Raw genomic sequence first — 21049 nt, forward strand, 5'->3', positions numbered from 1 at the left:
CCCTGGCGTCACGCGGCTTCGGCCTTCGACGAGACGGAGGCGGCGCGGCGGACAGCGCCTTCCGGGGTCGTGCGCAGGACGAGCTTCGAGCGCCGCCAGAGGACGTCCTCAGCGGTCCGCGCCCATTCGGCGCGATCGAGACAGTCGACCTCGGCCGCCGTCAAGCCGCCGTTGAAGGCTTCGCAGAGACCCGCGAGAGCGCTGGAGCCACCAACGAGGGCGTGTGCTTCGGTCCCAGAGGCCTGCGCCGGGCGCCGCAGGGTCTCGGCCAGGAGGAACGGAGCCTCACGGAGGAACTGCGCTGGGAAGGCCTCGAGCTCTGCCTCTGGGACCGCGTCGCCGGGTCGGATCGCATGGCCGGACCAGACGTTCCTGAGACCCGGGAAGTGATGCATGAATTTCTCGATCGCGTGCTCGGCAAGGCGACTGTAGGTGCTGATTTCGCCGCCGAAAACCGAGAGGCCGGGGCCTGACCGCCGGCATCATCAAAGCCGGGCACACAGTCTCGGGTGAAGGCCGAGGCGTGAGCTATCGCATCGTCGTAGAGCGGGCGCACGCCGGAAGAGCTCGAGACCATGTCCAGCAACTTGCTCGACCGCGTCATCGTCGGCACCTGCGTGCCCCAGGCGGGTTTCGTCGGCTGCAACGACGGCGAGGGCCGGTGCATCACCGGCACCGTGAGCCACCGCTGGTAAGGCGTTCCCGGGTGCAGGCCGTGCGGGCCCGATCGGAGACGCGTACGGCCGAACGGTGCGTCGGAGCGTGTAGGGACAATGCGCTGTGGCGACCCCGGTTGGGGTGCCAAGATGTAGATGAAGCAAGCACTTACGCCGGAGTTGGACCGCAAACCGTTCAACGTAATTGCTAGGCTTTCCCGGGATCAGTCCAACAGGGTTAGCCCATCCAAGCCGTTCATTCCTGGCTTCAAGACCGTGCAGGAGGCCTTGGCTGCCGGCCAGAGCTTCTTCGCAAAGACGAACGGCGCGAAGGGTCGCTACCAACGCGACTTCCACATCGTCTCCAATGAGCACGGCCGGTTCCATTTCGCGGAAGGTCCGAAGCCTTCCCCCTCCACCACCAGCCCGCAGGAGTGAGACGATGGTAACGCCGCTGCACGTCCAGATCGCCATGCACTACCACTGCAAGACCGATCAGCACCCCATGCTCCACAATGAAGTTCATCGCCGCTACGCCGAGGACCTGAAGCGCGCCGGCCTTCTGCGCGACGAATGTAGGCTCACGGCCGGGCCAACGGCTGGCTACGTCGGGACTACCGGCCTCGGCGTCTGGATCGAAGCCATCTGCTCAGTGCCGTTCCCGGTTCAGCAATGGGTGATCCCCTCCCCGCCCTCTTCCACCACCCTGTCTGAAGGATGAAACGCCCGTGATGAACGAGAAGATGATTGAGGCGGTGGCCCGCGAGTATTGCCAGATCCTCGGGCTTGATCCGAACGCTGGGGTCGAGAACCAGACTGAGGGAGGTGCCATGACGGAGCAATGGCAGCGCGTTGCGCAAGATGTGCGTCAGCACGTAGCGATAGAGGCGGCCATTGCGCGGGTTCTCTACAGCGAAGGCGTTTGACGCAGAAAAAGCCCGGCACGCCATGACGGCGGCCGGGCTATAGTTCTCAATGGCAGAAGTAAGATGGCAGGCGATGGCAGCGATACACGAATACGGAATGATCTGGAAAGGCACATACCCTGGGGTATGGACGGCACTTGGAGAGGTGCTAGGCAAGCCCGTGATTTTCTACGCCGCTGAAGTTGTCATGGCTGATGATGAGCAAGCCGCAGAGACCGAGGCTGCAGAACGGATTGTCCGAGGGGTTCGTGAAATTGAGGGGCAGGAAACAAGACCACTCGGGACATTCCGCCTCGGGAATGCTGATTGCGTTCTGGCGATTAGCCTAAACTGAAACGCAAAAACCGCCCGACCGCCATGACGGCGGCCGGGCGAAATGCGTCAGGGGGTTAGGAGGCTAGGGCCGGTCGCGATCGTGTATCCGGTTCTCGAGAGCCTGTTCCCGCTCAATGGCTGCCAGCAGGGCGGTCTGCTTGATCGCCTCTTCCTTCGTTGCCCGAGCGCACTCGGCGATCCGGCTAGTGTCTTCAGTAGCTCGGCGGGCGAGGTCGCGCAGTTCGCGCATCAGGTCAACGGCCTCGCGAGGCCCCTGAAGGAACGGCTGCGGCACATCGGCGATGCTGGGGGTAGCAACGGCGGGGATGGCGTTCTTGTCCTTCGTCGCCCTCAAGATCATGTAGGCGATCAGCATGAACGTCCCCGCCCCGACGAAGACTTGCATCATAGGCTGCGATGTCAGCAGGTCCTTCAGAAACCCAAGCAGCGGCTCCATCAGCCTATTGTCTCCAGCTTAGACAGAGCTTGCCCGATCCTCGATTTCCGTGAGACCGCATCTAGGCAAGCAATATACACCGACAGGGCCTCGAACATGGCAAGCGTGCCAAGGACGGGGATGAAAAAACTGGGACTAGCTGCCTGGAAGGCATCGTAGACCAAGGCGAAGGTGAGCTGACCCATGACGAGGCAGCCACCACCCGCACAAGCAGCGCGGATGTATGCGCCTTTAGGACCGATGTTCGCGTTGTTGATGAAGCCGTTGAGGAACAGCGCCATCACTCGAATTGAGCCTGCCGCGGCGAAGAACGTCGCCAGATTGCTCTCGTTGAACCCGAGTTGCGCGATCGGCTTGAGTGCGGCGCGCTCCATCGTGTCGCCCGGCAGAGCCAATGTCGCGGCGATGCCGACGAACATCAGCGCCATGCACCACTCGAACAGTCGATAGGTGCTGTAGGGGCCTGCAGGATGCATGGGGAGCAGCGGTTTGCGTGGTTGGTGAAGGCCCATCATGCAGGCGCCGTATCTAAACGCCCGCTTCCATAGGGGCTCTCTATCGGCCCTTGCCAGCATGAGGGAAACTCGCGGATCGTGGCGTCAGCCATGTCGGGACGTCTCCTGTTGACGTTGCGGGATGGTCAGGGGGAGCGACCGTTCGGCGACCAAACTAAGCGGTCGTCCCCCGCTGCTTTTAGATCTTCCAGACCAGCAGGGCGAATATCGCCACGATCAGGCCGAGGCTGCAGAACAGCCAGAAGACGGGGTAGAGTTCGACGAGCATCGCTACCGCCCGAACATTGAGCCGAGCCAGCCACCGAGCTTCGGAGCGTCTGACGGCTCGTCCTCATCGGTTGGGGCCGGCGCGGGCTCGCCGTTGTGAAGGCCCGTCTGTTCGGCGACGACCCGAGCGCGCACAATGCCCTGCGCGGCCAAGGCGCTGTAGGCGAGCGGCACGAACGCCATCAAGAACGGCGCAACAGCCTGGACGATCGATCCGAACGGTGGCGGGATGAGCCCAAGGATGATGGAAGACCCGAAGGGCAGATCGGCCGGCGCAGTGTAGGCGGCGTGCGCAGCGCCAACGAGTGCGACGAGGAGACCGAGCACGCTGGCCCACGTCACCCGGTTGCCCTCAATGGCGATCGTTGAGCCCTGGTGACGCAGATCCTTCGCCGTCGTGTTCGCTCGGGCTGGGTCGACCTTGCGACGGTTGCCGTCGTCGGCCAAGGCTTCTTTCGTCTGCGGCCCCCAGTGCCCGTCTTCGGTGATGCCGGCCGTAGCCTGCAGGGCGAGCAGCGCGGCTTTAAAGCTCGGGCCAATCTTCCCGTCGACCTTGCCGACCTGGTAGAAGCCCAGATCGCGAAGGCGCTGCTGAATGGCTCGCACCTCAAAATCGGCGAGGCTGTCTTCGGACCAAGCACGCGCCCGCGTGACGGGGGTCACTGAAGCCGGGCGCTTCGGCGGGGTCGGAGCCGAGACCGTGATCGGCTGGCCCGTAAACGCTGTGTAGGCCTGCCCAGCGTAGTTGTAGCGGCTGGGGTAGTGCTTGACGCCAGCCCGCTCGAAGGCCGCCTCAAACGCTCGGACTTTAGCTTCCAGGCCCTTCGCCGCTTTAACAGCAGGAATGGCCTTTGCCTCGGTGCTCTGCAACTCGTGCACGAGAAAGCCGAGGTTAGCTTCGTCGGACGACGGGTCATAGCCCTTCGCCGAGACCCAAGCTTCAAAGGCGCGACGCCGCGGCCCGGTCCACTGTGCCCAGCCCCAGCCCCCGCAAGATCCCGCTACAAGCGGCTTCTTCTCTTGCAGGAACTTGAAGCCCCCGCTTTCGTGGCCAAGATTGCCGAGGATCGCCGCCGCGCTCAGATCGTCCAGGCCAAACGCGGCCATGAGATCGCGCATGATGGCCGGCGCTTTCTCGGTGAAAAGCGACATCGGGTGTTCTCCAGCAGGACAGGAAGTCAGAGGCTCGGGCCGGGTGGCGCGGCGAGCTGGTCAGGGACCGTTGCGGGCAGCGTTCGTCTCGCACGGCTCCCAGGCATCACCAGAGCGACGCTCAAGGCGCTCCAGGGACATCTCCGCGTCTTCCTCGCGCGCCAGCGCCAGCGCATCCTCATCGCTCGCGCAAGCGACATAGAGGTAGCCGTCACCGCCGTAGCCATCGCGCATGCGGTGGTCGGTCGTCGGATAGCGGTGGGTGTCGGTCTGGGGATCGGTCGAGATCATAGCGGCCTCCGTCATTGACACACGGCCTCCGAAAGGATCTGGGCCATGTCGGCATAGCCCGCGCCGGACGGATGCAGCCGGTCGAACATCAGTCCGTAGGTCGCGTTCTGGTCCCAGCCCGTGTAGCTGCCGAGTGCGTTTGACACGTCGATCAGCGGGACGTTCCGAGATTGCGCTAGGCTGTATTGAGCCACGTTGACGGCCATCTGTGATGCCGCGCTGACGCCGCCGCTGATCGATGAGGGCACGCAGGTCTTCAGCAGGGGCGAGCCGCCAACCGCTGTCAGGATCTGCCCGAGCTGCGTGAGGAAGGTCGCGGCGGTCAGGGTGCCGTTGTCGATCGCTCCAGCGTCGTTGATGCCGAGGCCGACGATAGTGAGATCTGCGCCAAGGGTCGGAAGAAGCTGCAGCGGGCTCCATGGATCGCTTCCGACAATCCAGTCCGAAGCTTTTGAGCCGGAGCTTGCGCCGTTGAGGATGTCGATGCCGGGCTTGGTGCTGTCGTAGGCGTTGAAGCCGACCACGTAGACTGCGCTGCCGGTGACGCCCGTGAGGTTCAGGGTGTGGAGGCCGACTGAGCCAGCGCTGAAGGTCTTTTTGACCACCGCCGCCGGGTTGCTAGCGGTGCTCACCGCCGTGGCCGTGCCGCCGTCGATGTTGGCCGAGAGCGATCCAGTCGTGCCGTTGCCCGAGAAGAACACCTCGAAGGTGTCGACGGGGTTGGTGGGGCGATACGAGAGAGCGCCAGTCCCACCGGCGTTGCCAAACAGGAGGTAGCCGCCGACAGTGGGGGTGTTGGTCACGCCCCAGCCCGAGCCGAAGGTCAGCCGCGGGTCGAAGGTGGTCGAGACGTTGCCGCCGTTGCCGATGATACCGTTGGCTACGGCGTTGTAGCCAGCCGCAACGAGGAAGTCTGCTAGATGCGTAGGCCAAGAGGAAAGCGGCCCCTCGCCGACGCCTCGTCCGGTGCTGTCGTCCACGATCAGGATGCGCCCGCGCCGAACCTTGTTCTTCACTGCCGCGCGGCCCGTGCGCCAGGACCGAAGCAATTGGCTGTCGTAGTTCCAGAGCTTGCGGTTCGGCGCGTAGGCAAGGCGCTTGCGCAGATCGTTGAGCGCGGTGGGGTCACCGCCCGCGGCGGTCAGCGCGTCCAGTATCCAGTTCAGAAGTGAGACGATGTCCCCCTTGGGCGGGGTATAGGCGCCCGACAGAGGGTTGCCGGCCTGATTGAACGGACGGAAGACGTCTTGCGGCAGGACGGGAGGCGGCATCTCGATCTCACGATGGGAGGAGACGTGCGGACGCAGCCCAGCGGCAGGCTAGGTGGCGTCAGTGCGACGGCGTTTGGGGAGTTAGAAAGCCTCGACGAAGTCGACCGTCGGCGTGGCAAAGCGGTTGAGCGACAGGTTCAGCGAACCCGCATCATCGGAGGCAAGGCGCATCCGACAGACGGGACGATCAAAGTCGACGGCAGTCCCTGCAGGCCAGTCCGCAGCCGTCCAAGGGCCAATCTTGACCGTCCAGAGGTTGCCGCCGTCCCAGTCGATAAGGTCTGCGATCTCGTGGAGACGACCGCCAGGCATTGAGAAGCGCATGCCCGGCAGAAGCTGCAAGCCGGCACCCAAATTGATGCGGACCTGAGTGGCATTCATCGCAGCGGGCTCGGCAAGCCTAGCATCGCTGAAGCTCTGGCCGTAGCCAGTGCCATCGGAGAAGTTGGCACGGTCTGAATGCGGGACGCTGTAGCTGCACGGCACGATGCCGGCGCGATGCGCAGGGCCTCTCCCGTCAGATGCGGGCACGAGGATGACCGTGCCGCGCCCTCCTGCCTTCATCCAGCGCCATGCCAACACAGCATCTTGCTTCTGAGAAACCGGAACCGTCATCGTGCCGATCCAGCGCGCGGTCGGTGAGACGACGATCTGTTCCTGTCCCATCAGCGATTGCCCGCCGGAACGGGTTGAGCCACGCGGCTCAAGCAGAACCTGCGAGAAGCGAAGGGCCGGCGGCCAAACACGATCCGCCATCAAGTCACCGTCACTGTAATGGGGCCAGCGGTGCTCGTTGCGTCACCGAAGCCGCTGCGATTGTAGGCGCGGACCCAATAGCTGTATGTGCCCGCCGGGCGGCCAGTGTCCGTGAAGTCGAAGGCTTGGCTTGCCGAGCCGTTGACGGTGCGGATGGCGGTGGCCTGCGCGAAGTTCGTCGTCGTGCCGCGGAAGACCTTGGCGCTGCCGAAGTTCGGGGCGTTGGGGGCCGTAAAGGCGCCAGACGCCTGGCCTGCGCCACCCGTCACAACGAAGCCGGTGGGCGCTCCGGTCGAAGTCGCATCGGCGATGGCCCTGATGGTCGCTGGGCTGGTTGCCGTCCAGTCGCTTTGCGAGGCGCGGCCATAGCTGGCGATAGCGCCTTGCGCTTCGTACTCCTGCCCGTCGACGAGGACAGACGAGACCACTCGGCCGCGGCTGTCCGTGTCGGCGTTCATGTCGATCCAGTCTGTCGCACCCACTGCGCGATAGCGACCGATCAGTGAGAGGTCGACCCGCTCAGGCTCGTCCGACGTGAGAACGAGGAACGTCGCCGCAGTCGTGCCGCTGACCGTGCGCCGATCAATCTGAGCCGCCAGATCCACGGGAGGCGCCGGCACTTCGGCTACGGTATCCTCGCCAGGAAGCGCAGGCGCGGTGCCCTCCTCGGTCGCAGGGTTGAAGTCGAAGGCTGCAGGATTGATCGATACGAGGTCGAAGGTGCATGTCGAGCCATCGCCGGCCGCAACCGCGCGCTCAACGGTGAACACCGCGTCGATGCCGTAGCGCGTGAGTTGCAGGCGGATGACGTCCTCAAACAGCGCCGGAAGGCCGCTGCGATCGGTGACGAGGCCAGTGATGCGATATTGAGGGTTCTGGCGGGCTGTGTGGATCTTCGCCAGACGCCTCACCTGATTATGGTTTTGTACCCACGGCCGCGAAAAGTCACTCTCTAAAATCTCGCCTGCCGCCTCCTGCCCCGGCAGATCTTCCCACGGGTCGCCCTCGATCACTTGGTAGTCGTGGGAAGTTGAGACGTAGGAGATTTTCAGTCGGTTGAAGGCCGCACGCTTGCCAGACCCGATCTCAATCTGTCCCGTGGAGATGATGTGCGGATCGGTCAGTGTGACATCGGGCGGGACGTAGACGCCGCCGCTGATGCCGATCTTACCCTCGGGCGTGAGGTAGAGCCGCCCATCGCAGGCATCGAGCATACCTTGCAGCGCATCGGCCGGCTCGTCGGTGAGATCGAAAGCGCCGCCGAGATAGTAGCGCGGGAAACTCTCGCCGGCCTTGTTGGTGACGGGCTGAGCGTGGAGATTAGTCGCCGCCGAAAACGATGCGTCGTCGATCAGGGCGTAGGGCACCTTCATGCCGAAGGTGGGATGCGTGAGGTGGTCGCGGATGCAAAGTGCCGGGATGTCCGACCACAGCCATGTGGCCGCGTTGTCGGTCTGTGCTGCGTCGTTCAGGTTCCGCACCCGTGACCCCTGGATCAGCACGCGATGCTCGGGCCAAGTGCCAGATGGGAACGATTTCGGAAAGTTCTTCTCTTTCGGGGCTGTTGCCGCCATCACCGAATAGGCGCAGCCGCGCAGGCGGTCCTCGGCGCTCCATTGCGGGAGTTGAAGCAGGAGGGTCGAGGCTGCCTGGTCAGTGGCGCCAAGATGCCCCTCAAGCACGACGTTGTCCTGCCAGGGGGCGATACCGGATGGGCCACCGAGAGAGCCCGGTGGCAGGTTCGCACGCTTGTCCTCAAGCCAGTAGCCGAGGAATGAGCCTATCGGCCCCTCGCAGTGATAGATCGCGTTGTAGAACTTGCCGTTCGCGCTACGGTATTCGACCTTCGGCCCGGCGATCATCACCGTGCCGAAGGCGCGCCGCCGGGGCGGAAGCGACTGCTTCGACGAGAATTGCTGGCTCTGCACCTTCTGTTTGATATCAGGCGTGGTCAGCGTGTTGACGAGGAGCGAGCCGCCGAGGATCGCGGTGGTGCCGACGATGGTCCCGACCGACACGCCCGCGATGCCGACAGCCGCAATGCCGATGCCGCCGGCGCCCGCCCCGCCGATCGCGCTGATGATGGCAAATCCGAGCGCTTCAGCCACGCGACAGGCTCCAGGCTACCAGCATGCGGAAATCCTCGACGATGATGCCATTGGTGGTCTTGGCGGCCCACTTGCCATCGAAGCGGATGGCCGAGATGGTCTGACCCGCCGCATCGAGGACGACGCCGACGTCACCTTCTTGCGGGAAGGTCGTCGTGTTAAAGCCGGCCGTCGCCATGTGAACCCGCCACATCGGGACATAGCCGCCCCAGCGGATGATCTGCCGCGCCGCGCCGACCTCGTTGGTGTAGGTGCCGCGGAGGTCTGCGGCCGGGTCAATGCCGGTTGCCTTCAGAACCCAGTCCGCGCACCACATGGCGCAGTCGTTGCCGGATGCGCGATCAAAGGGCGTCGCCATGCCCTCGCGCAGATGGCTTAGTAGGCAGGCCACTTTTCGGAAGCCTGCACGAGGCGGGCGAGTTGATCTGCGCCGCCGTCGTTCGGATAGAGCCGTCGCTGCGAGGCCGCGTTCAGGTAGGCGAAGGCCGGGCGGCGCCGGTTGTAAAGCAGGGTCACGGTAGTGACGCTGATGGTGGCCGTAGCGCCGTCATCTTGGATCGTCATGCGGTCCATGAGACCGACCCAGACAGCCAGCGGCGCGTCGAGCAGCCCTAAGTCTTTGTTGAAGTGCTGATCGAAGATCCGAACAGGCCGCCCCTTGGTCTCGTCCGATGCGGCCATGGTCTTGGCGATTAGATGAGGTTCGACGCCCGACAGCGTGAGGCTCGGCCCGCCGTTGCTCGGCACGACGGCCCGCTCGATGTCCGAGATCGTGCCGAGTTCGCCGAGGCCGGACCAGACCGCGCCATCGGCCGTGCGGATCGGCCCAGCGCCCTGATGCACACGGATCGTCTCGCTGGCGAAGTCGAACTGCACGAGCCGCGCGACGCGCACGACCTGGCCCTGCTGAAGCGCGGCAATGGTCGCCGGCATGCGGGGCATCAGTTGTTGTCCTTCCACGAGGCAAGCTGGTTGCCGATCGTGCGACGGCTCTCGGCAGCCTGCGCAGCAACAAGCGCCCGAAGGCGCTGCTCGACACCAGCATCTGCGCCGCGGGCGTCGATGATCGTGTCGCCCATGCGGATGGAGTTGCCGCCCGTGGCGCCCGAGCCTTGAGCAATGGGCACGATCTGACCGTTACCGTTGGGGATGAACAGTTCGCGCCCGCGCTCGCCTACAGTGTAGGCGCGACCGGCATCGACAGGGCCACCGTTGGCCTTGAAGCCGCCGAAGAAGCTGGTGAACAGCCCAGCAACGCCACCTACCGCGCTGCTACCGGCGCTCGCGGCGGGCGCCGTACCTAGCAGCCCAGCAAGCGGCCCCTGACCCGTGAGAAGCCCTTGCAGCCCCGAGCGGAAGACCTGCTGAGAGATGCTATTCAGGACGCTTGAGAACGACTTACCCTGCAGGATGGCATCGCCAAGCCCGTTAGCTGCCGCTTCGCCGAAGAACCGAGAGGCCTCGGCCGCCTGACGGATCGCTTGGTTGGCATCCATCGTGCGGTCCTTGTAGGTCTGCCAAGCTTCGGCGCCAGCTAGAATGCGCTTGCGCTCGTCCTCGGACAGCGCCGCGCTCTCGCGGTTGCCCTTCTTGACCTCCTCGCGCGCCGCGGCCTCAGCCTTCGCAATGGCGACGGCCTTCTCACGCTCGACGTTCGTCTTCTCGACGTTGTCGAGTTCGGCCTTCGCGGTGTCACGGGCCTTTTCGATCTGGTTGATGAGAGTTTCGACGGCATCGAGGCGTTCGGCTGACGAGCCGCCACCGCCGCTGCTGCGAGGCGTCGAAAGGCTCGGCAACGCACGGGAGCGATCGCGGCCACGCACGCCGATCTCTGGCAGAGTGGTAGAGGCGTCTGCGGCACCTTCAGGGCCAACCACACCAACGGCCCTGCCGGCTTCACGCAGGAGGGTGATCGGGTTGCTGGCAGTCAGCACCTTGCCGATGTACGGGATCTGATTGACGAGATCCTTCGCCGCCGTGACCACACCAGTGATCTGCGTGTAGAGGTTGACGGCTACTCCGACGACCCGGGCGATGACGGCTTCGACCTGTAGGAATGCGTCGTAGGTGTCGAGCACCGAATTGGAGATATCGCGCTGGATCGGCGCCAGTGCAGACGACAAGGTGTTGGCGATGTCCTTGGCTTTCGCGTCGAGCTGATTGGCGCGCTCGACTTCCTCTTCGCCGATGATGCGAATGCCGGCGACCGATGCCGACGTGGTGTCCATCGCGGCCTTGAGCTTGTTGACCGCGTCCTCGCCGTTGCGAAGCTGCCTTTCAAACTCAGGGCCAACGAACTTGCCGGCGAGATCAAAGGCGGCAACGTCCTTGCCCTCATCCTTCAGCTTCTGAATGAGATCGAGAAGCGCGCGAAGCTTTGCTTCCGTGCCGTTCGCGCCCTCAACAGCGCCGCGGTCGCCAGCGGTGATGTTGCCCGCCGCTACATTCTGCTGAAGCCGATCGCTAAGAGCCGACGTGTTGCGCCCGTCTTTGCCCTCGCCGATCTTGACTTCTGAGGCATCGCGGAAGCGGTTGAGGGATGCAGCGGCCTGCTCGACGGTAAGGCCGTACTTTTCGGCGCCGAGGGTGACGCGCTGGAAATACTCAGGGGAGACGCCAGCGCGCTCGGCCTCTTTGCCGATCTTGACGAAGTCGGCAATGTGCTCGCGAGCCGCGTCGATGGACGCCGAGACGCTGGCGAAAACCAGCTTTGCGGCCTCGAATGCGAGGAAGGCGCCGAGCAACGTGCGCAGCGCCGGGATCTGAGCGCCGAGGGTCGTGATGGCGGTCGTCGTACCCGAGACGCCGGCCTGTACGGCAGCCTGGGCAGATTGGGAGGATGCTGCTGCCGCGGTGAAGCTGGTCACGACGCCCTGAAGGGTCGCCTTCTCGGCCGTGGCTGCATTGGCCGTGGCCGTCGCGATGTTCTTCACGTCGTTGCCGATGGCTCCGGCTGCGCGCGTGAGGTTCTGTTGCAGGGCGCCAAGAGCGTTGCCGGTCTGGTTGCTGTTTGCCGCCAAGCCGGACAGAGCCACGCCGGCCGACGCCATATTGCCAGCGATCGACGCGGCAAGGCTTGCCATCGCGCTCTGAGCGCGCGAGGTATCTGCCCCGAACTGAATGACAAGCGGATCGGCCATTTAGGAAACGCCCATGTATCTGATCCTCGTCCTCATGGCCTGCACACCCGGCGGTAAGCAGGTCCCCTGCACCTTTGACCGGGTCAGGGAGCCAGTGACGCCGCTGGAATGCGCCCGCTATGTCGATGGACGGTTGCTGGACGGGCGCAAGATGTTCATCTGCGCGACGGACGATGACTTGAAGGACCTCAAGCGCACGAAGGGGATGGCCGCGACGCTCGACAAGACGACCGCGATCGCTGTTCGCCTGACGTCCCAGATCCGCTAGGCCCGGCCCGCCGCCATCTCTTCCATCAGCACCTTCAGGAACTCATCCTCGGATGGTGCCTGCTCGGCTGGGCTTTTCGCCCCTATGAACCCGTCGAGTGCCGCATGGAACTCGGCCAGGGTCATGCCTTTGACGTCTTGCGGCGTGTAGCCCGCGACGGCGCCGGCTCGGATGAAGACGGAGAGGTCCCCGGGCCTTGGTCGCTTGCCCCCTCCGTCTCGGCGTTTCCCTCGGGCACTCCCGACACCGCGCCCTGCACGATCTGCACGGCGAGCTGCAGGAAGTCGGCAATCGGGTAAGCCGGTGGGTGGTAGCGCATGACAAGCGCCTGGGCTTCGATCGGCGATGAGCCCGCCCCCTCAAGGCCGAGACGGATCGGTTCCCAGATGTCGTTCACGCCGAAGCGGTGCGTTGCCAGCCGCGCCATGATCTCGCCGATGCCGGCGCTGCACAGCCGCTCCAGTTCGGACATCTCGCCGAGCCGGAGCTGAAAGTTGCGCTCGCGGCCACCGAAGGCCGCGCGCACCATTGTGCGAGAGGTGTCGCTCTCGCTCATGCGGTGGCCGGCGCCCAGACGAGCGGGCCATCGCCGCGGAACTGCGCGGTGAACTGCGTGATGCCTGCGTTGCTGCGGGTGATCTCAAAGCTCTCGATGTGGACGTTGCCCTGCCACTGGCCGCCGCCACCCGCCAAGGGCTTGTCGATGCGGAAGGTGTACGGCACCGGGCTCTCACTCGCGACGTCCGTGCGGAAGTCGTCAAGGTGATCGGCGGCGATGGCGCCCGCGAACCGGCCGCCCCATGACGTCGAACTCTTGGCGCTCTTGCGGGTCGGGATTTCAAGAGGATTGTCGCAGTCGGCCACCGTCACATCGTCATAGGCGTTGGTGATGGTGAGCGTGATCGAAGTTGCCAAGCAGACGAACTCAGCAGAAGTACCGAGGCCACGATAGGCACGGAAGCGGTTGCCGGGGAGAAGGTCAGGGGTTGCCATGGTCAGTCCTCCAAACCGGACCCAGGCCCGGCGATGATGGTTGTGAGGTCGAGGAAGACCGACTTCGCTTGCAGCGGGTCGATCACGTCACCGGCCTGCGTGACCTCAATGGGCTTCTGCAGTCGGAACGGTTCGGCAAGGGCGGGGGTGAAGTCCTCCAAGCCCTCAAGAGCATTGGACATCGCGTCGATCAGCGACCAGGCCTCGGTGCGCCCGTTGGCCGTTGAGACAGCGTAGAGGCGAGCCTGCACCGTCCAGGCGAGGCCGCATCCGATCTCGTAGCGCGAGCGCCGCATCGGGCCGACGTAGGCGTAGGGCGCCGTTGCTGTGCTCGTCGGCACGTCGTCGTAAATCCGATTGCCCGCAATGGCCTTGAAGCCGGCATCGGCACGCAGCAGCGCGCGGATCGCGTCACGCAGCGGCAGGATGGGAGAGAGCGCGGTCACTGCGCTGGCTCATAATCTGAAGGCGCCCCAATAGTGCAGGGACCGAGGCGGCAAACCTTGCAGGTGCGAGGGTAGGCCTTGCCGGCTACACGCAGCACGCATGAAGCGTCAGACGTTTTTTTGACAGGCTTTGATGGGCTAGTCGTCAACACCGGCTGAGGGTTCGCCTGGCTAATCACTTGAAAATCATGATGCCCGCGATAATCGCGGTTAACCTCAAAACGCGCAGCCGAGGTTAAGCCATCACTGCATGCGGCTAAGGCTAGATCCTGATTTTCGTAGACGCCCTGAACTTCAAACTGTCCCGCCTTATCCCCCTGCAATAGCGTGCAGACGACCCAAACGCTGCGCGATGCGTCTTTCGATAGATCCAAACCCATCACAATCCCTCGCGGCTGGCGTCGCGCAGCTCGCCCGCCCAGTCGGCCAGGGCCTCACGCGCGGAGTTGTAGAAGAACGGCTGGCCTTCGACATCGCCGCCGCTCGAGGCGCGAACCTGTCGCCCCCCTGCCCCGGTCGTGTCGTCGAATAGGTTGCCATCCGCGACCGTGCCACCGGCATGGTGCCCCGCTTCAACAGCCAAGGCGTAGTCGTAGCCGCCAGCACGCACCGCCGTCGCCTCGACAACCCAGGTCTTGCCTTCCTTGCGGTAGGTGATGCCGTTGAGGAGGTTGCCGGTGTCCTGTGCCACGCGCGAGCGCATGAGGTCGACCATCTCGCGGGCGGCCTTCTCGCTCGCATTGTCCGACTTCAGCGCCAGCTTCACGGCATGGCTAACGATCTGCTTCGTGACGGCCTCGACGCCGAAGATGCCAGTGACGGTGTCGATCAGGCGAAGGCCCGAGAGCACACCGCGGGTGTTGGAGAAGTCGCGCGCCGCGCCGGTCAAGGACGTGGCTGAATAGCCCTGCGAGAGCAGGCCGATGGTCGCGCCGATGTCCATACTCAGACCCGCCTTATTAGAATTGCTTTTCGGACAACCCACTTAGACGCGCGAACAGGAAGACGAACACCAATCTTACTCAAGCAGCATACCGATAGAAGAGCAGGCATGAACCACCAAGCAAGGCCAAATCGTAAAATGATCGTATTGCTTGCCATTACCCGCCGCCGAGGTTGCTTGAGATGTTGAGGGCAATCAGGCCAGTGCGGCGATCGGGAAGGCCGACGCCCTCGATAGCGAAGTCGCGACCCAGGATCTTCACGCGCTCGCCGTTGGTGATCGTGCGGGACTGCTTCGTGTCGCGCACAGTGAGGATGCCGGTCTCGACATTCTGAGCGCCACCGCCCTGCACCGCCTCACGCACAGACTGAGGCCGGAAGTTCGCGTTCAGAGTGAAGGCAGGCGCGTAGGGTCCGCGGTCGCCAGTGTCTTGGCCTTCGTTGTCGAGGATCGGGGGCCGGCGCATGAACTGCGCGCGATGCTCGAAACGCCCGCTGTCCATCAGACGCTCAGCACTCGATAGGGGCCTAGCAGGAACTCGACGCCGAGCGGCAGGGTCGCCGGCTGAGCCTGGGTCGTCGTCACCGCATCCCGGTTGTTGTAGAGGTGCGAGACCATGAGCAGAACCGCGGCCTTGATCGGAGCTGGCGGGGTTGCGTAGCCAGCGCTGTAGCGGACCCGGATCACGCCGCAGTCGGCGCGCGTCGCAGGCCAAGAGCCGTTGAAGGCGCAGACCACCGTTCCCGTCACGTCGAGGCGATAACCGCCAGTGTCTAGGATCTGCTCGACGCCGCTCGGGTCATCGTACTTGACCGAGGTCACAGCGATGGCCGGCGGGTAGGGAAGGCGGATGCCGAAGTCGAAGGTGTCTGTCGTGACTTCCAGGGTCTGCATGCCGACGCAGCGACCGAGCCAACCAGACGGACCATCGATATTCCCTTGCGCGGCTTCGATCAAGGCCAGCACAACGTCGTCGTCGTTTCCGTCGATGCGCAGATGCCGTTTCGCTTCATCAAGCGAGACGATCGGCTCGGGTGGCGTGATGACGCTGGTGTGCATGCTGGTCTCTGTTTCCGGTCGCGCGAGTGTCAGCCGAGGACTTCTTCGCACTGCGAGACGATTGAAGCCGCCGCGGTCCCAGCCGTGGTCGCAACCAGCCTGACGTAGTGGCCAGCCGGCACGATGTAGGAAAGCTGGGCGGTGTTGGACGTGGTCAACGCGATGCTGACAGTCAGGCCGACGCCGGACGTTGCTTCGACCCGCCCGCGCTCTGTCGTCGGGGGGTTAGCGGCGTCGCTCAGCAGGGCGACTGTCGCGCTAGAGGTGCCAGCGAGAAGCGGGTTCGTCACCTGTGTTTTGATGGAATAGCTGACGAGGACAGGCTTGGTTGCGTGAGGCTGGAATGCGGTAGCTAGAACTCGTGCTGAGACCGATGGCGCCGCCGTGGTAGGCCCGGCAGGGCCGGTTGCCCCCGTAGCGCCTGCTACCCCGGTAGGGCCTGCGACGCCTTGAGGCCCTGTTGCTCCTGTCGGTCCCGCGGCCCCCGTTGCCCCGGTGTCGCCCTTTAGTCCTGTGGCTCCCGCGCTGCCTGTAGGGCCAGTGTCGCCTTTCGGGCCTGCTGGTCCAGTTGCGCCCGTCGCGCCAGTTTGACCTGTTGCGCCTGTAGGCCCTGCCGGACCCACGCTTCCTGTTGTTCCCTGAGGGCCTTGTGCTCCGGTGGCTCCTGCTGCGCCTGTGTCACCCTTGTCACCTTTCGCGCCTGTAAGACCCTGAGGGCCAACAGCGCCTGTAGCTCCAACACTGCCGACGGGTCCGGTCGATCCTGTCTCACCCTTCAGTCCTTGCGCGCCGGTTGGCCCAGCCGAGCCAGTTGCTCCAACCGGTCCCGTGAGCCCTGTGTCACCCTTGGGTCCAGCAACTCCCGCGGGGCCGGTGGCGCCAGTTGCACCAGTCGGGCCAGCCCATCCAGTATCGCCCTTAGGCCCGGCTGCACCTGTGTCTCCCTTGTCGCCCTTCAGGCCTTGCGGACCAATTGGGCCAGGACTGCCTTGATCCCCCTGCGGGCCTCTCGGACCTCCGGGTCCTGGTTCCCCAGCCACTCCCTGGCTGCCCGCCGGGCCTGCCGCACCAGGGCTGCCTTGCTGACCGCTTTGTCCTGCATCGCCTTGATCTCCCTTCGGCCCGGCCGGGCCTGTCGCCCCCTGCGGTCCTTGAATGCCTGTCGGGCCTATTGGCCCCTGCTCACCCTGCGGCCCAGTCTCACCTTGAAGTGGAGTTACCGGACCTCGGCTAAACACGCCGTCAAGGTAAGCCTTCGCATCCTCTGGCGTCTCAAATGACACGCCGTCAGCAGTGCCAAAGTCTGCGAAATTACCACCCGCGATGAAGGTGTCGGTGGTGCCCCGCATGTTGATGCGGATGGTGCTGCCGCCACCGTTCAGGGTGCAGATGAGCGACCGCGGAGCGAATGAGTGCAACTCGCTTGAGATCATGATCTGATCGCAAACGGCGTCGTACCAAACTCGGACCCGGCTCATGGCTGGATGCTCGTCGGCCGCAGGAACAGGGTTTCGCTGATGACCTGCAGCGGCCGATCGGCGGTGAGGTAGAACAGGGCGCCGTTTGCGAGGAACGTGCTGAGCACCTGAATTGAGAAGTTCAGCGTGACCCGCTCAACAACCGTGGCGCCTTCGAACAGAAGCGCGGTGCTGGTCTGGAGCGGGCCGAGGGGCGAGCCGCTGTCAATGTCGACCCGGATCTTGCCACCGGCTTGCATGGATCGAACGGCGAGGTTGATGGTGATGTCGTAGACGTCGCCCATGGCCCGAGCGCGCAGCACGTTGTCGACGAAGAAGTTGTGCGCGTTGAAGGGCGGCAGGAGCAGGCTCTGTGTGGTCAGACCGCTCGGCGCGAAGATGAGGCGTTGCCGTATGCCAGGGTCGAAGCTGTCTTCAACGCCGATGGTGCGGTCGGTGTAGGTGATCTGGCCGAATGGGCCGTCACCTTTCGGCCCCTGAGGACCAACATCGCCGCGGGGGCCCTGGTCGCCAACTGGGCCAGGGACGACCGCATAGATGATTTTCGGCGTTGGGGGCGTGGCGACTTTAACGATCGGCGTCTTTGTCGCAACTGAGACACGAACCCCGCCGCTCATGGAACGGGCACCCCCAGGCCAACGACACGCCCCTCAACGAAAGTGCGGTGAGCCGTGCCGGCGCGGCGTTGGAGGCTGTAGGAAGCAAGCCGGCCCTTCGGGATAGACACGGTCTCTTCGGTCGTCGGCTTCCACGTCACTGTGGCATTAGGGGCGTCGTAGGTAAGCCCCTCTGAGGCCGCGCTGTCCTTGCGGATAAACAGATCACGCCACGAGATCACAAGCACAAAGGTGGATGACGGCTCTGTAAAGGGTTGACCGTTGTCATCGACGATTGCCCAGACCACGGCAGGGTCGTTGTCGCCGCGCTGGATCTCGATGTCTTCGACGGCAGCACTCATTGCGCTCCCCAATCCAAGTCCGTGAAGCGCAGAACGAGGGGCAGTTGCTTCTTGGCCCACTGGTCGGCGCCATAGATGCCCCAGCCGGGATAGAGGCCTTCGTTGTCGGGGAAGCCGGTCGGGCCGGTGTAGGTGCAGATGACCTTGGGCGAGCCGCCTTCGGGCGTGATCGTGATCTTGAGCCGTCCGTCAGGCCCGCCGGCCGCATCGGTGTACTCGATGCGGAAGGTGAAGGGCGTACCGCGAGGAACCGCAACCCGCGGCGTGTCGAGCTTGAGGCCGCCAGTCGCGCCGGGATGGCAGACAACAGCTCGGAAATACTCCATGCCGGCGACGTTCTCGATCTGGAGCGCGACGGGTGGCGAGGTCGGGTTCGTGATGCGCTGGATCTGAGCCAACAGGAACCACCAGGCGGTGAGGCGCTGGTAGGTCTTCTCGATCGTCACCGTGCCTTCGAAGAACAGCGGCACGCCGACTGGGAGGCGATCCGGGCTGCCGGCATTCCGGTTGTACGGGACCGCCATGTTGCGGACCTTGGACTGCCCGCCGTCGAGGACCACGCAGCGCTCGCCTGGGGCGGCCAGGGTGAAGGTCTGAGCCCCATCCTCGGCCACGTCCAGGCAATAGTCGCAGTCGCCGTTGTAGGCGATGCAGCGCCGGCCCTTGGCGTCGTCGAAGATGCCCCAGTCGCGAACGATGCTCACGGATTGGCCACCGCGAGAGCCTGGACGGCAGTGCCAGCGACCAGCGTCGGACCCCAGCCAACCAGATCACAGGTGCCGCCGGTCTGCGAGAGGGCATTCGTCGAAGAACCCGCGCCGATGGTGACGCCCGTAGCCGTGGTCCGCACCACGTTGGTGTCGGTGCCGAGCGCGCTGCCGTTGATCGACAGGCTGCGGCCCGTGGCGTCGAAGGTCACGGCAACCCCGAACGAGCCGGTATAGGGCGTGCCTGTCGTGTCGGCGCTGAGCGATACCGTGCCGTTCATCGACATGACGCGGGTTGCCACCGCCGTGCGGCCGAGGATCGCGTTCCCGCCGTCGCCACCGATGAAGGTCGCTGCGGTGGCCGGCGCAAGACGCCCGCGGTAGACGAACGCGCCTGCGGTCTGCAGGGCATCTGTCAGAACGGCAGGCGTAACCTTTTCGGCCGGGCGGGTCGTGGCCGAACCGGTGGTGTAGATCGGCGAGGTGGCGAAGGCGCCGACCTCACATTGCACTGCGTCGATCAGGAAGCTGTCGCCTGAGGTGGCGATGCGGAAGCCGATCGTGGGGCTGGTCAGCGTCTGGCTCGGGATCGACACGCGAGTGATGCCGGCGGTGACGGTCAGCGTCGTCCAAGTCGGCGTCGTCGCGTTGAAGTCCTGCGTCATCTCCAGCGTGCCGGTGCCGACGAGGCGCATGACGTCGACCGAGCAGATGCGGACAGCCGAGGTAGCGGTGATCGCCTGAGTGATGGTGCCGGCGGCTGCCGTAGCCGTGATGCGCGAGGCCGAGTTCGCCACAGCGTCAAGGCCCGTCTGATCCTTGACCGCGGTGATATTCGTGGCGACCCATACCGCGTTGGTGAGATCGCGGCCGTAGAGAAGCGCGTTCTGCGCCTGGGCCTCGTGCACGAGCCGACGCTTGCCGCCCGTGAAGTCGAAGCGCAGCACGTTGGCAGCGAGGTTGTTCCGGCGCACTCCGCCCGCGTCGATGTAGGTCCGCTGCGTCGTGCCCGTCGTGGCAACAGCCAGGATGTCGGACGACAGGCAGGACTTCATGGTGGTGAGGTCGCCGGCCGTCGTGGCTCGGGCGTAGCGATCGTTGTTCGGGTCGGCGATGTTGGTCAGGCCAGTGAATGGGGCCTTTGTCCACCAGCGCTGGACGGTTGCGCCCGTGCGGATGCCCTTCAGATCCACACTTGCCGCGGTGAAGTGCAGTCCGTCGCCAAGCGGCAGGCCATCGGTTGAGACGAGTTCGACGTTCTGGTCCGCGGTGATGATGGCACCCTGAGCAGCGTAGACGGTCGCCCAGCCAGCGATGAAGCCTGACTGGGTCATCTCGACGTGCAAACGCTCAATGATCCAGCGCGAGGCGACCCAGTCAGTGCGGGCCTGCGCGATCAGGGTGTTGAGGTTGCTCTGGTAGTTGCCGGCGTCGGTGGTGGTCTTGGCGTCCTGCTCGCCCTGGCTCTGCACCACGACGGTGTTCGCGGCGTTCACAGTGACGCTCTGCGCAGCGAGAGCGGCCTTGGCTGCCGTAACCTTGCTGGTGTGGATGGCGTAGAGCTGCCCAGACCCACCGGACGGCGCCCAGTAGCGGGGGGATGAGCCGGGCGCGATACCGGTCGAGCCGATCGCGGTCTTGACGATGTAGACGTTGCCGGTCGGGTTGTCGGCCAGATACGCCGAGGCGATGGCCCACTCCGAACCCCAGGTCGTGCCGGCGTTGTCGCCCTGCTCGCTGTTGACGTAGGGCTGGTAGGTCTCGAAAGCGTTGGACGCGCCCCAGATCTTCACGCGGGCGTTCGGGCTGCTGTAGCCAGTCGGGAGAACCTGGCTCGCGTTGAAGCCGCCGTTCGCTGTGGTCGCCGTGCCGAGCGCCTGAGAGTTGGACTGCCCCCACATGATGAGCAGCAGGGCTGGGCCAGTGGCGGCAGCGATGACCGCACTCGTCGCGGCGCTGGTTGCGCTGGCCGAGCCTGCTGAGTTCGTGGCCGTCGTCGTGACCGTGATCGTCTTGCCGATGTCGCCAACGACCGGGACATAGGTGGTCGCCGTGGCGCCCGAGATAGGCGTGCCGTTCGCTGACCACTGGAAGGTGAAGGACGTCGGCGAGTTGGCCCAGGTTCCTGATACCCGCGTAAGCGTGGAGCCGACCTGTGCCGTTCCCGAGATGCTGGGTGGGGTCTGGTTGACGGGCGCGGACACGCCACCGCCGCCCCCGCCAGCCCAGACGGGCGGCAGGTTCTTGGCCTTGACGATGGGGGAAAGCTGAACGGAACGGCCGACGCCCCGGTCAGCGCGGCCATCAGGGCGATTGGACGGGCGGCCAGGGCGACGAGCCATA

Annotated in this window: 27 protein-coding genes; 5 read left to right on the forward strand and 22 right to left on the reverse strand. The window is 64.7% G+C overall.

Annotated elements, in window-relative coordinates:
- Positions 1-8: 8 nt before the first annotated feature.
- Positions 9-395 carry a hypothetical protein gene (locus AC0IY1_RS06460; protein WP_471768519.1) on the reverse strand — a complete coding sequence of 129 codons (387 nt, stop codon included), beginning with the start codon at positions 393-395 and terminating at the stop codon, positions 9-11.
- Positions 396-812: 417 nt separating this feature from the next.
- Between AC0IY1_RS06460 and AC0IY1_RS06465 the strand changes: the two genes are divergently transcribed.
- The 4 genes from AC0IY1_RS06465 to AC0IY1_RS06480 all read left to right on the forward strand — a co-directional run bounded on the left by AC0IY1_RS06465 (position 813) and on the right by AC0IY1_RS06480 (position 1916).
- Positions 813-1094 (forward strand): hypothetical protein, encoded by a 282-nt coding sequence (locus AC0IY1_RS06465; protein ID WP_471768521.1) that lies wholly within the window; start codon positions 813-815, stop codon positions 1092-1094.
- Between the two features lie 4 nt (positions 1095-1098).
- Positions 1099-1377, forward strand: coding sequence for a hypothetical protein (locus AC0IY1_RS06470; protein ID WP_471768522.1), 279 nt, complete (start codon positions 1099-1101; stop codon positions 1375-1377).
- A gap of 10 nt (positions 1378-1387) precedes the next feature.
- Positions 1388-1582 (forward strand): hypothetical protein, encoded by a 195-nt coding sequence (locus AC0IY1_RS06475; protein WP_471768523.1) that lies wholly within the window; start codon positions 1388-1390, stop codon positions 1580-1582.
- Between the two features lie 73 nt (positions 1583-1655).
- Positions 1656-1916, forward strand: a complete 261-nt coding sequence (locus tag AC0IY1_RS06480; protein ID WP_471768524.1) for a hypothetical protein — start codon at positions 1656-1658, stop codon at positions 1914-1916.
- A gap of 63 nt (positions 1917-1979) precedes the next feature.
- Here the strand turns inward: AC0IY1_RS06480 and AC0IY1_RS06485 are convergent, their stop codons facing one another.
- From AC0IY1_RS06485 to AC0IY1_RS06530, 10 genes are all read right to left on the reverse strand, one after another.
- A complete protein-coding gene (locus tag AC0IY1_RS06485) occupies positions 1980-2354 on the reverse strand; it encodes a hypothetical protein (protein WP_471768526.1) in 375 nt (124 codons plus the stop codon).
- On the reverse strand, positions 2354-2782 hold the full coding sequence (locus tag AC0IY1_RS06490) for a hypothetical protein (RefSeq protein ID WP_471768527.1): 429 nt from the start codon (positions 2780-2782) through the stop codon (positions 2354-2356). The genes AC0IY1_RS06485 and AC0IY1_RS06490 overlap by 1 nt, the downstream gene beginning before the upstream one ends.
- 357 nt (positions 2783-3139) lie before the next feature.
- Positions 3140-4288: a phage tail tip lysozyme gene (locus AC0IY1_RS06495; RefSeq protein ID WP_471768528.1), complete on the reverse strand. Its 1149-nt coding sequence runs from the start codon at positions 4286-4288 to the stop codon at positions 3140-3142.
- A gap of 60 nt (positions 4289-4348) precedes the next feature.
- Entirely contained in the window at positions 4349-4579 is a 231-nt protein-coding gene (locus tag AC0IY1_RS06500; RefSeq protein WP_471768530.1) for a hypothetical protein, read from the reverse strand.
- Between the two features lie 11 nt (positions 4580-4590).
- Positions 4591-5850, reverse strand: coding sequence for an SGNH/GDSL hydrolase family protein (locus AC0IY1_RS06505; protein WP_471768531.1), 1260 nt, complete (start codon positions 5848-5850; stop codon positions 4591-4593).
- Between the two features lie 81 nt (positions 5851-5931).
- On the reverse strand, positions 5932-6606 hold the full coding sequence (locus tag AC0IY1_RS06510; protein WP_471768532.1) for a hypothetical protein: 675 nt from the start codon (positions 6604-6606) through the stop codon (positions 5932-5934).
- The gene (locus tag AC0IY1_RS06515; RefSeq protein ID WP_471768534.1) at positions 6606-8714 is read right to left on the reverse strand and encodes a phage tail protein; all 2109 of its coding nucleotides are present in this window, start codon (positions 8712-8714) and stop codon (positions 6606-6608) included. Before AC0IY1_RS06515 ends, AC0IY1_RS06510 begins: the two co-directional genes overlap by 1 nt.
- Positions 8707-9105: a DUF6950 family protein gene (locus tag AC0IY1_RS06520; RefSeq protein WP_471768535.1), complete on the reverse strand. Its 399-nt coding sequence runs from the start codon at positions 9103-9105 to the stop codon at positions 8707-8709. The genes AC0IY1_RS06515 and AC0IY1_RS06520 overlap by 8 nt, the downstream gene beginning before the upstream one ends.
- Entirely contained in the window at positions 9090-9656 is a 567-nt protein-coding gene (locus tag AC0IY1_RS06525; protein WP_471768536.1) for a hypothetical protein, read from the reverse strand. The genes AC0IY1_RS06520 and AC0IY1_RS06525 overlap by 16 nt, the downstream gene beginning before the upstream one ends.
- Complete coding sequence (locus AC0IY1_RS06530) at positions 9656-11854, reverse strand: hypothetical protein (protein WP_471768538.1); 2199 nt, start codon at positions 11852-11854, stop codon at positions 9656-9658. Before AC0IY1_RS06530 ends, AC0IY1_RS06525 begins: the two co-directional genes overlap by 1 nt.
- A gap of 13 nt (positions 11855-11867) precedes the next feature.
- Between AC0IY1_RS06530 and AC0IY1_RS06535 the strand changes: the two genes are divergently transcribed.
- Positions 11868-12122 carry a hypothetical protein gene (locus tag AC0IY1_RS06535; protein ID WP_056302895.1) on the forward strand — a complete coding sequence of 85 codons (255 nt, stop codon included), beginning with the start codon at positions 11868-11870 and terminating at the stop codon, positions 12120-12122.
- Here the strand turns inward: AC0IY1_RS06535 and AC0IY1_RS06540 are convergent.
- The 11 genes from AC0IY1_RS06540 to AC0IY1_RS06590 form a co-directional block, all read right to left on the reverse strand.
- Positions 12119-12247: a hypothetical protein gene (locus AC0IY1_RS06540; RefSeq protein WP_471768539.1), complete on the reverse strand. Its 129-nt coding sequence runs from the start codon at positions 12245-12247 to the stop codon at positions 12119-12121. The genes AC0IY1_RS06535 and AC0IY1_RS06540 overlap by 4 nt on opposite strands.
- A complete protein-coding gene (locus AC0IY1_RS06545) occupies positions 12244-12678 on the reverse strand; it encodes a gene transfer agent family protein (RefSeq protein WP_471768540.1) in 435 nt (144 codons plus the stop codon). Before AC0IY1_RS06545 ends, AC0IY1_RS06540 begins: the two co-directional genes overlap by 4 nt.
- A complete protein-coding gene (locus tag AC0IY1_RS06550; protein ID WP_471768542.1) occupies positions 12675-13115 on the reverse strand; it encodes a hypothetical protein in 441 nt (146 codons plus the stop codon). The genes AC0IY1_RS06545 and AC0IY1_RS06550 overlap by 4 nt, the downstream gene beginning before the upstream one ends.
- A gap of 2 nt (positions 13116-13117) precedes the next feature.
- Positions 13118-13561, reverse strand: a complete 444-nt coding sequence (locus AC0IY1_RS06555; RefSeq protein WP_471768544.1) for a DUF3168 domain-containing protein — start codon at positions 13559-13561, stop codon at positions 13118-13120.
- A 379-nt stretch (positions 13562-13940) separates the two neighbouring features.
- On the reverse strand, positions 13941-14504 hold the full coding sequence (locus AC0IY1_RS06560; RefSeq protein ID WP_471768545.1) for a hypothetical protein: 564 nt from the start codon (positions 14502-14504) through the stop codon (positions 13941-13943).
- Positions 14505-14661: 157 nt separating this feature from the next.
- A complete protein-coding gene (locus tag AC0IY1_RS06565) occupies positions 14662-15006 on the reverse strand; it encodes a head-tail adaptor protein (RefSeq protein WP_471768547.1) in 345 nt (114 codons plus the stop codon).
- The gene (locus tag AC0IY1_RS06570) at positions 15006-15563 is read right to left on the reverse strand and encodes a head-tail connector protein (protein ID WP_471768548.1); all 558 of its coding nucleotides are present in this window, start codon (positions 15561-15563) and stop codon (positions 15006-15008) included. The genes AC0IY1_RS06565 and AC0IY1_RS06570 overlap by 1 nt, the downstream gene beginning before the upstream one ends.
- Positions 15564-17037: 1474 nt before the next feature.
- Positions 17038-17658, reverse strand: coding sequence for a hypothetical protein (locus AC0IY1_RS06575; protein ID WP_471768550.1), 621 nt, complete (start codon positions 17656-17658; stop codon positions 17038-17040).
- Positions 17655-17999 (reverse strand): hypothetical protein, encoded by a 345-nt coding sequence (locus tag AC0IY1_RS06580; RefSeq protein WP_471768552.1) that lies wholly within the window; start codon positions 17997-17999, stop codon positions 17655-17657. Before AC0IY1_RS06580 ends, AC0IY1_RS06575 begins: the two co-directional genes overlap by 4 nt.
- Positions 17996-18703 carry a hypothetical protein gene (locus tag AC0IY1_RS06585; protein ID WP_471768553.1) on the reverse strand — a complete coding sequence of 236 codons (708 nt, stop codon included), beginning with the start codon at positions 18701-18703 and terminating at the stop codon, positions 17996-17998. The genes AC0IY1_RS06580 and AC0IY1_RS06585 overlap by 4 nt, the downstream gene beginning before the upstream one ends.
- A complete protein-coding gene (locus tag AC0IY1_RS06590) occupies positions 18700-21048 on the reverse strand; it encodes a phage head spike fiber domain-containing protein (RefSeq protein ID WP_471768554.1) in 2349 nt (782 codons plus the stop codon). Before AC0IY1_RS06590 ends, AC0IY1_RS06585 begins: the two co-directional genes overlap by 4 nt.
- Position 21049: the final 1 nt, after the last annotated feature.

It is taken from the genome of Methylobacterium sp. AC690 (assembly GCF_979256535.1).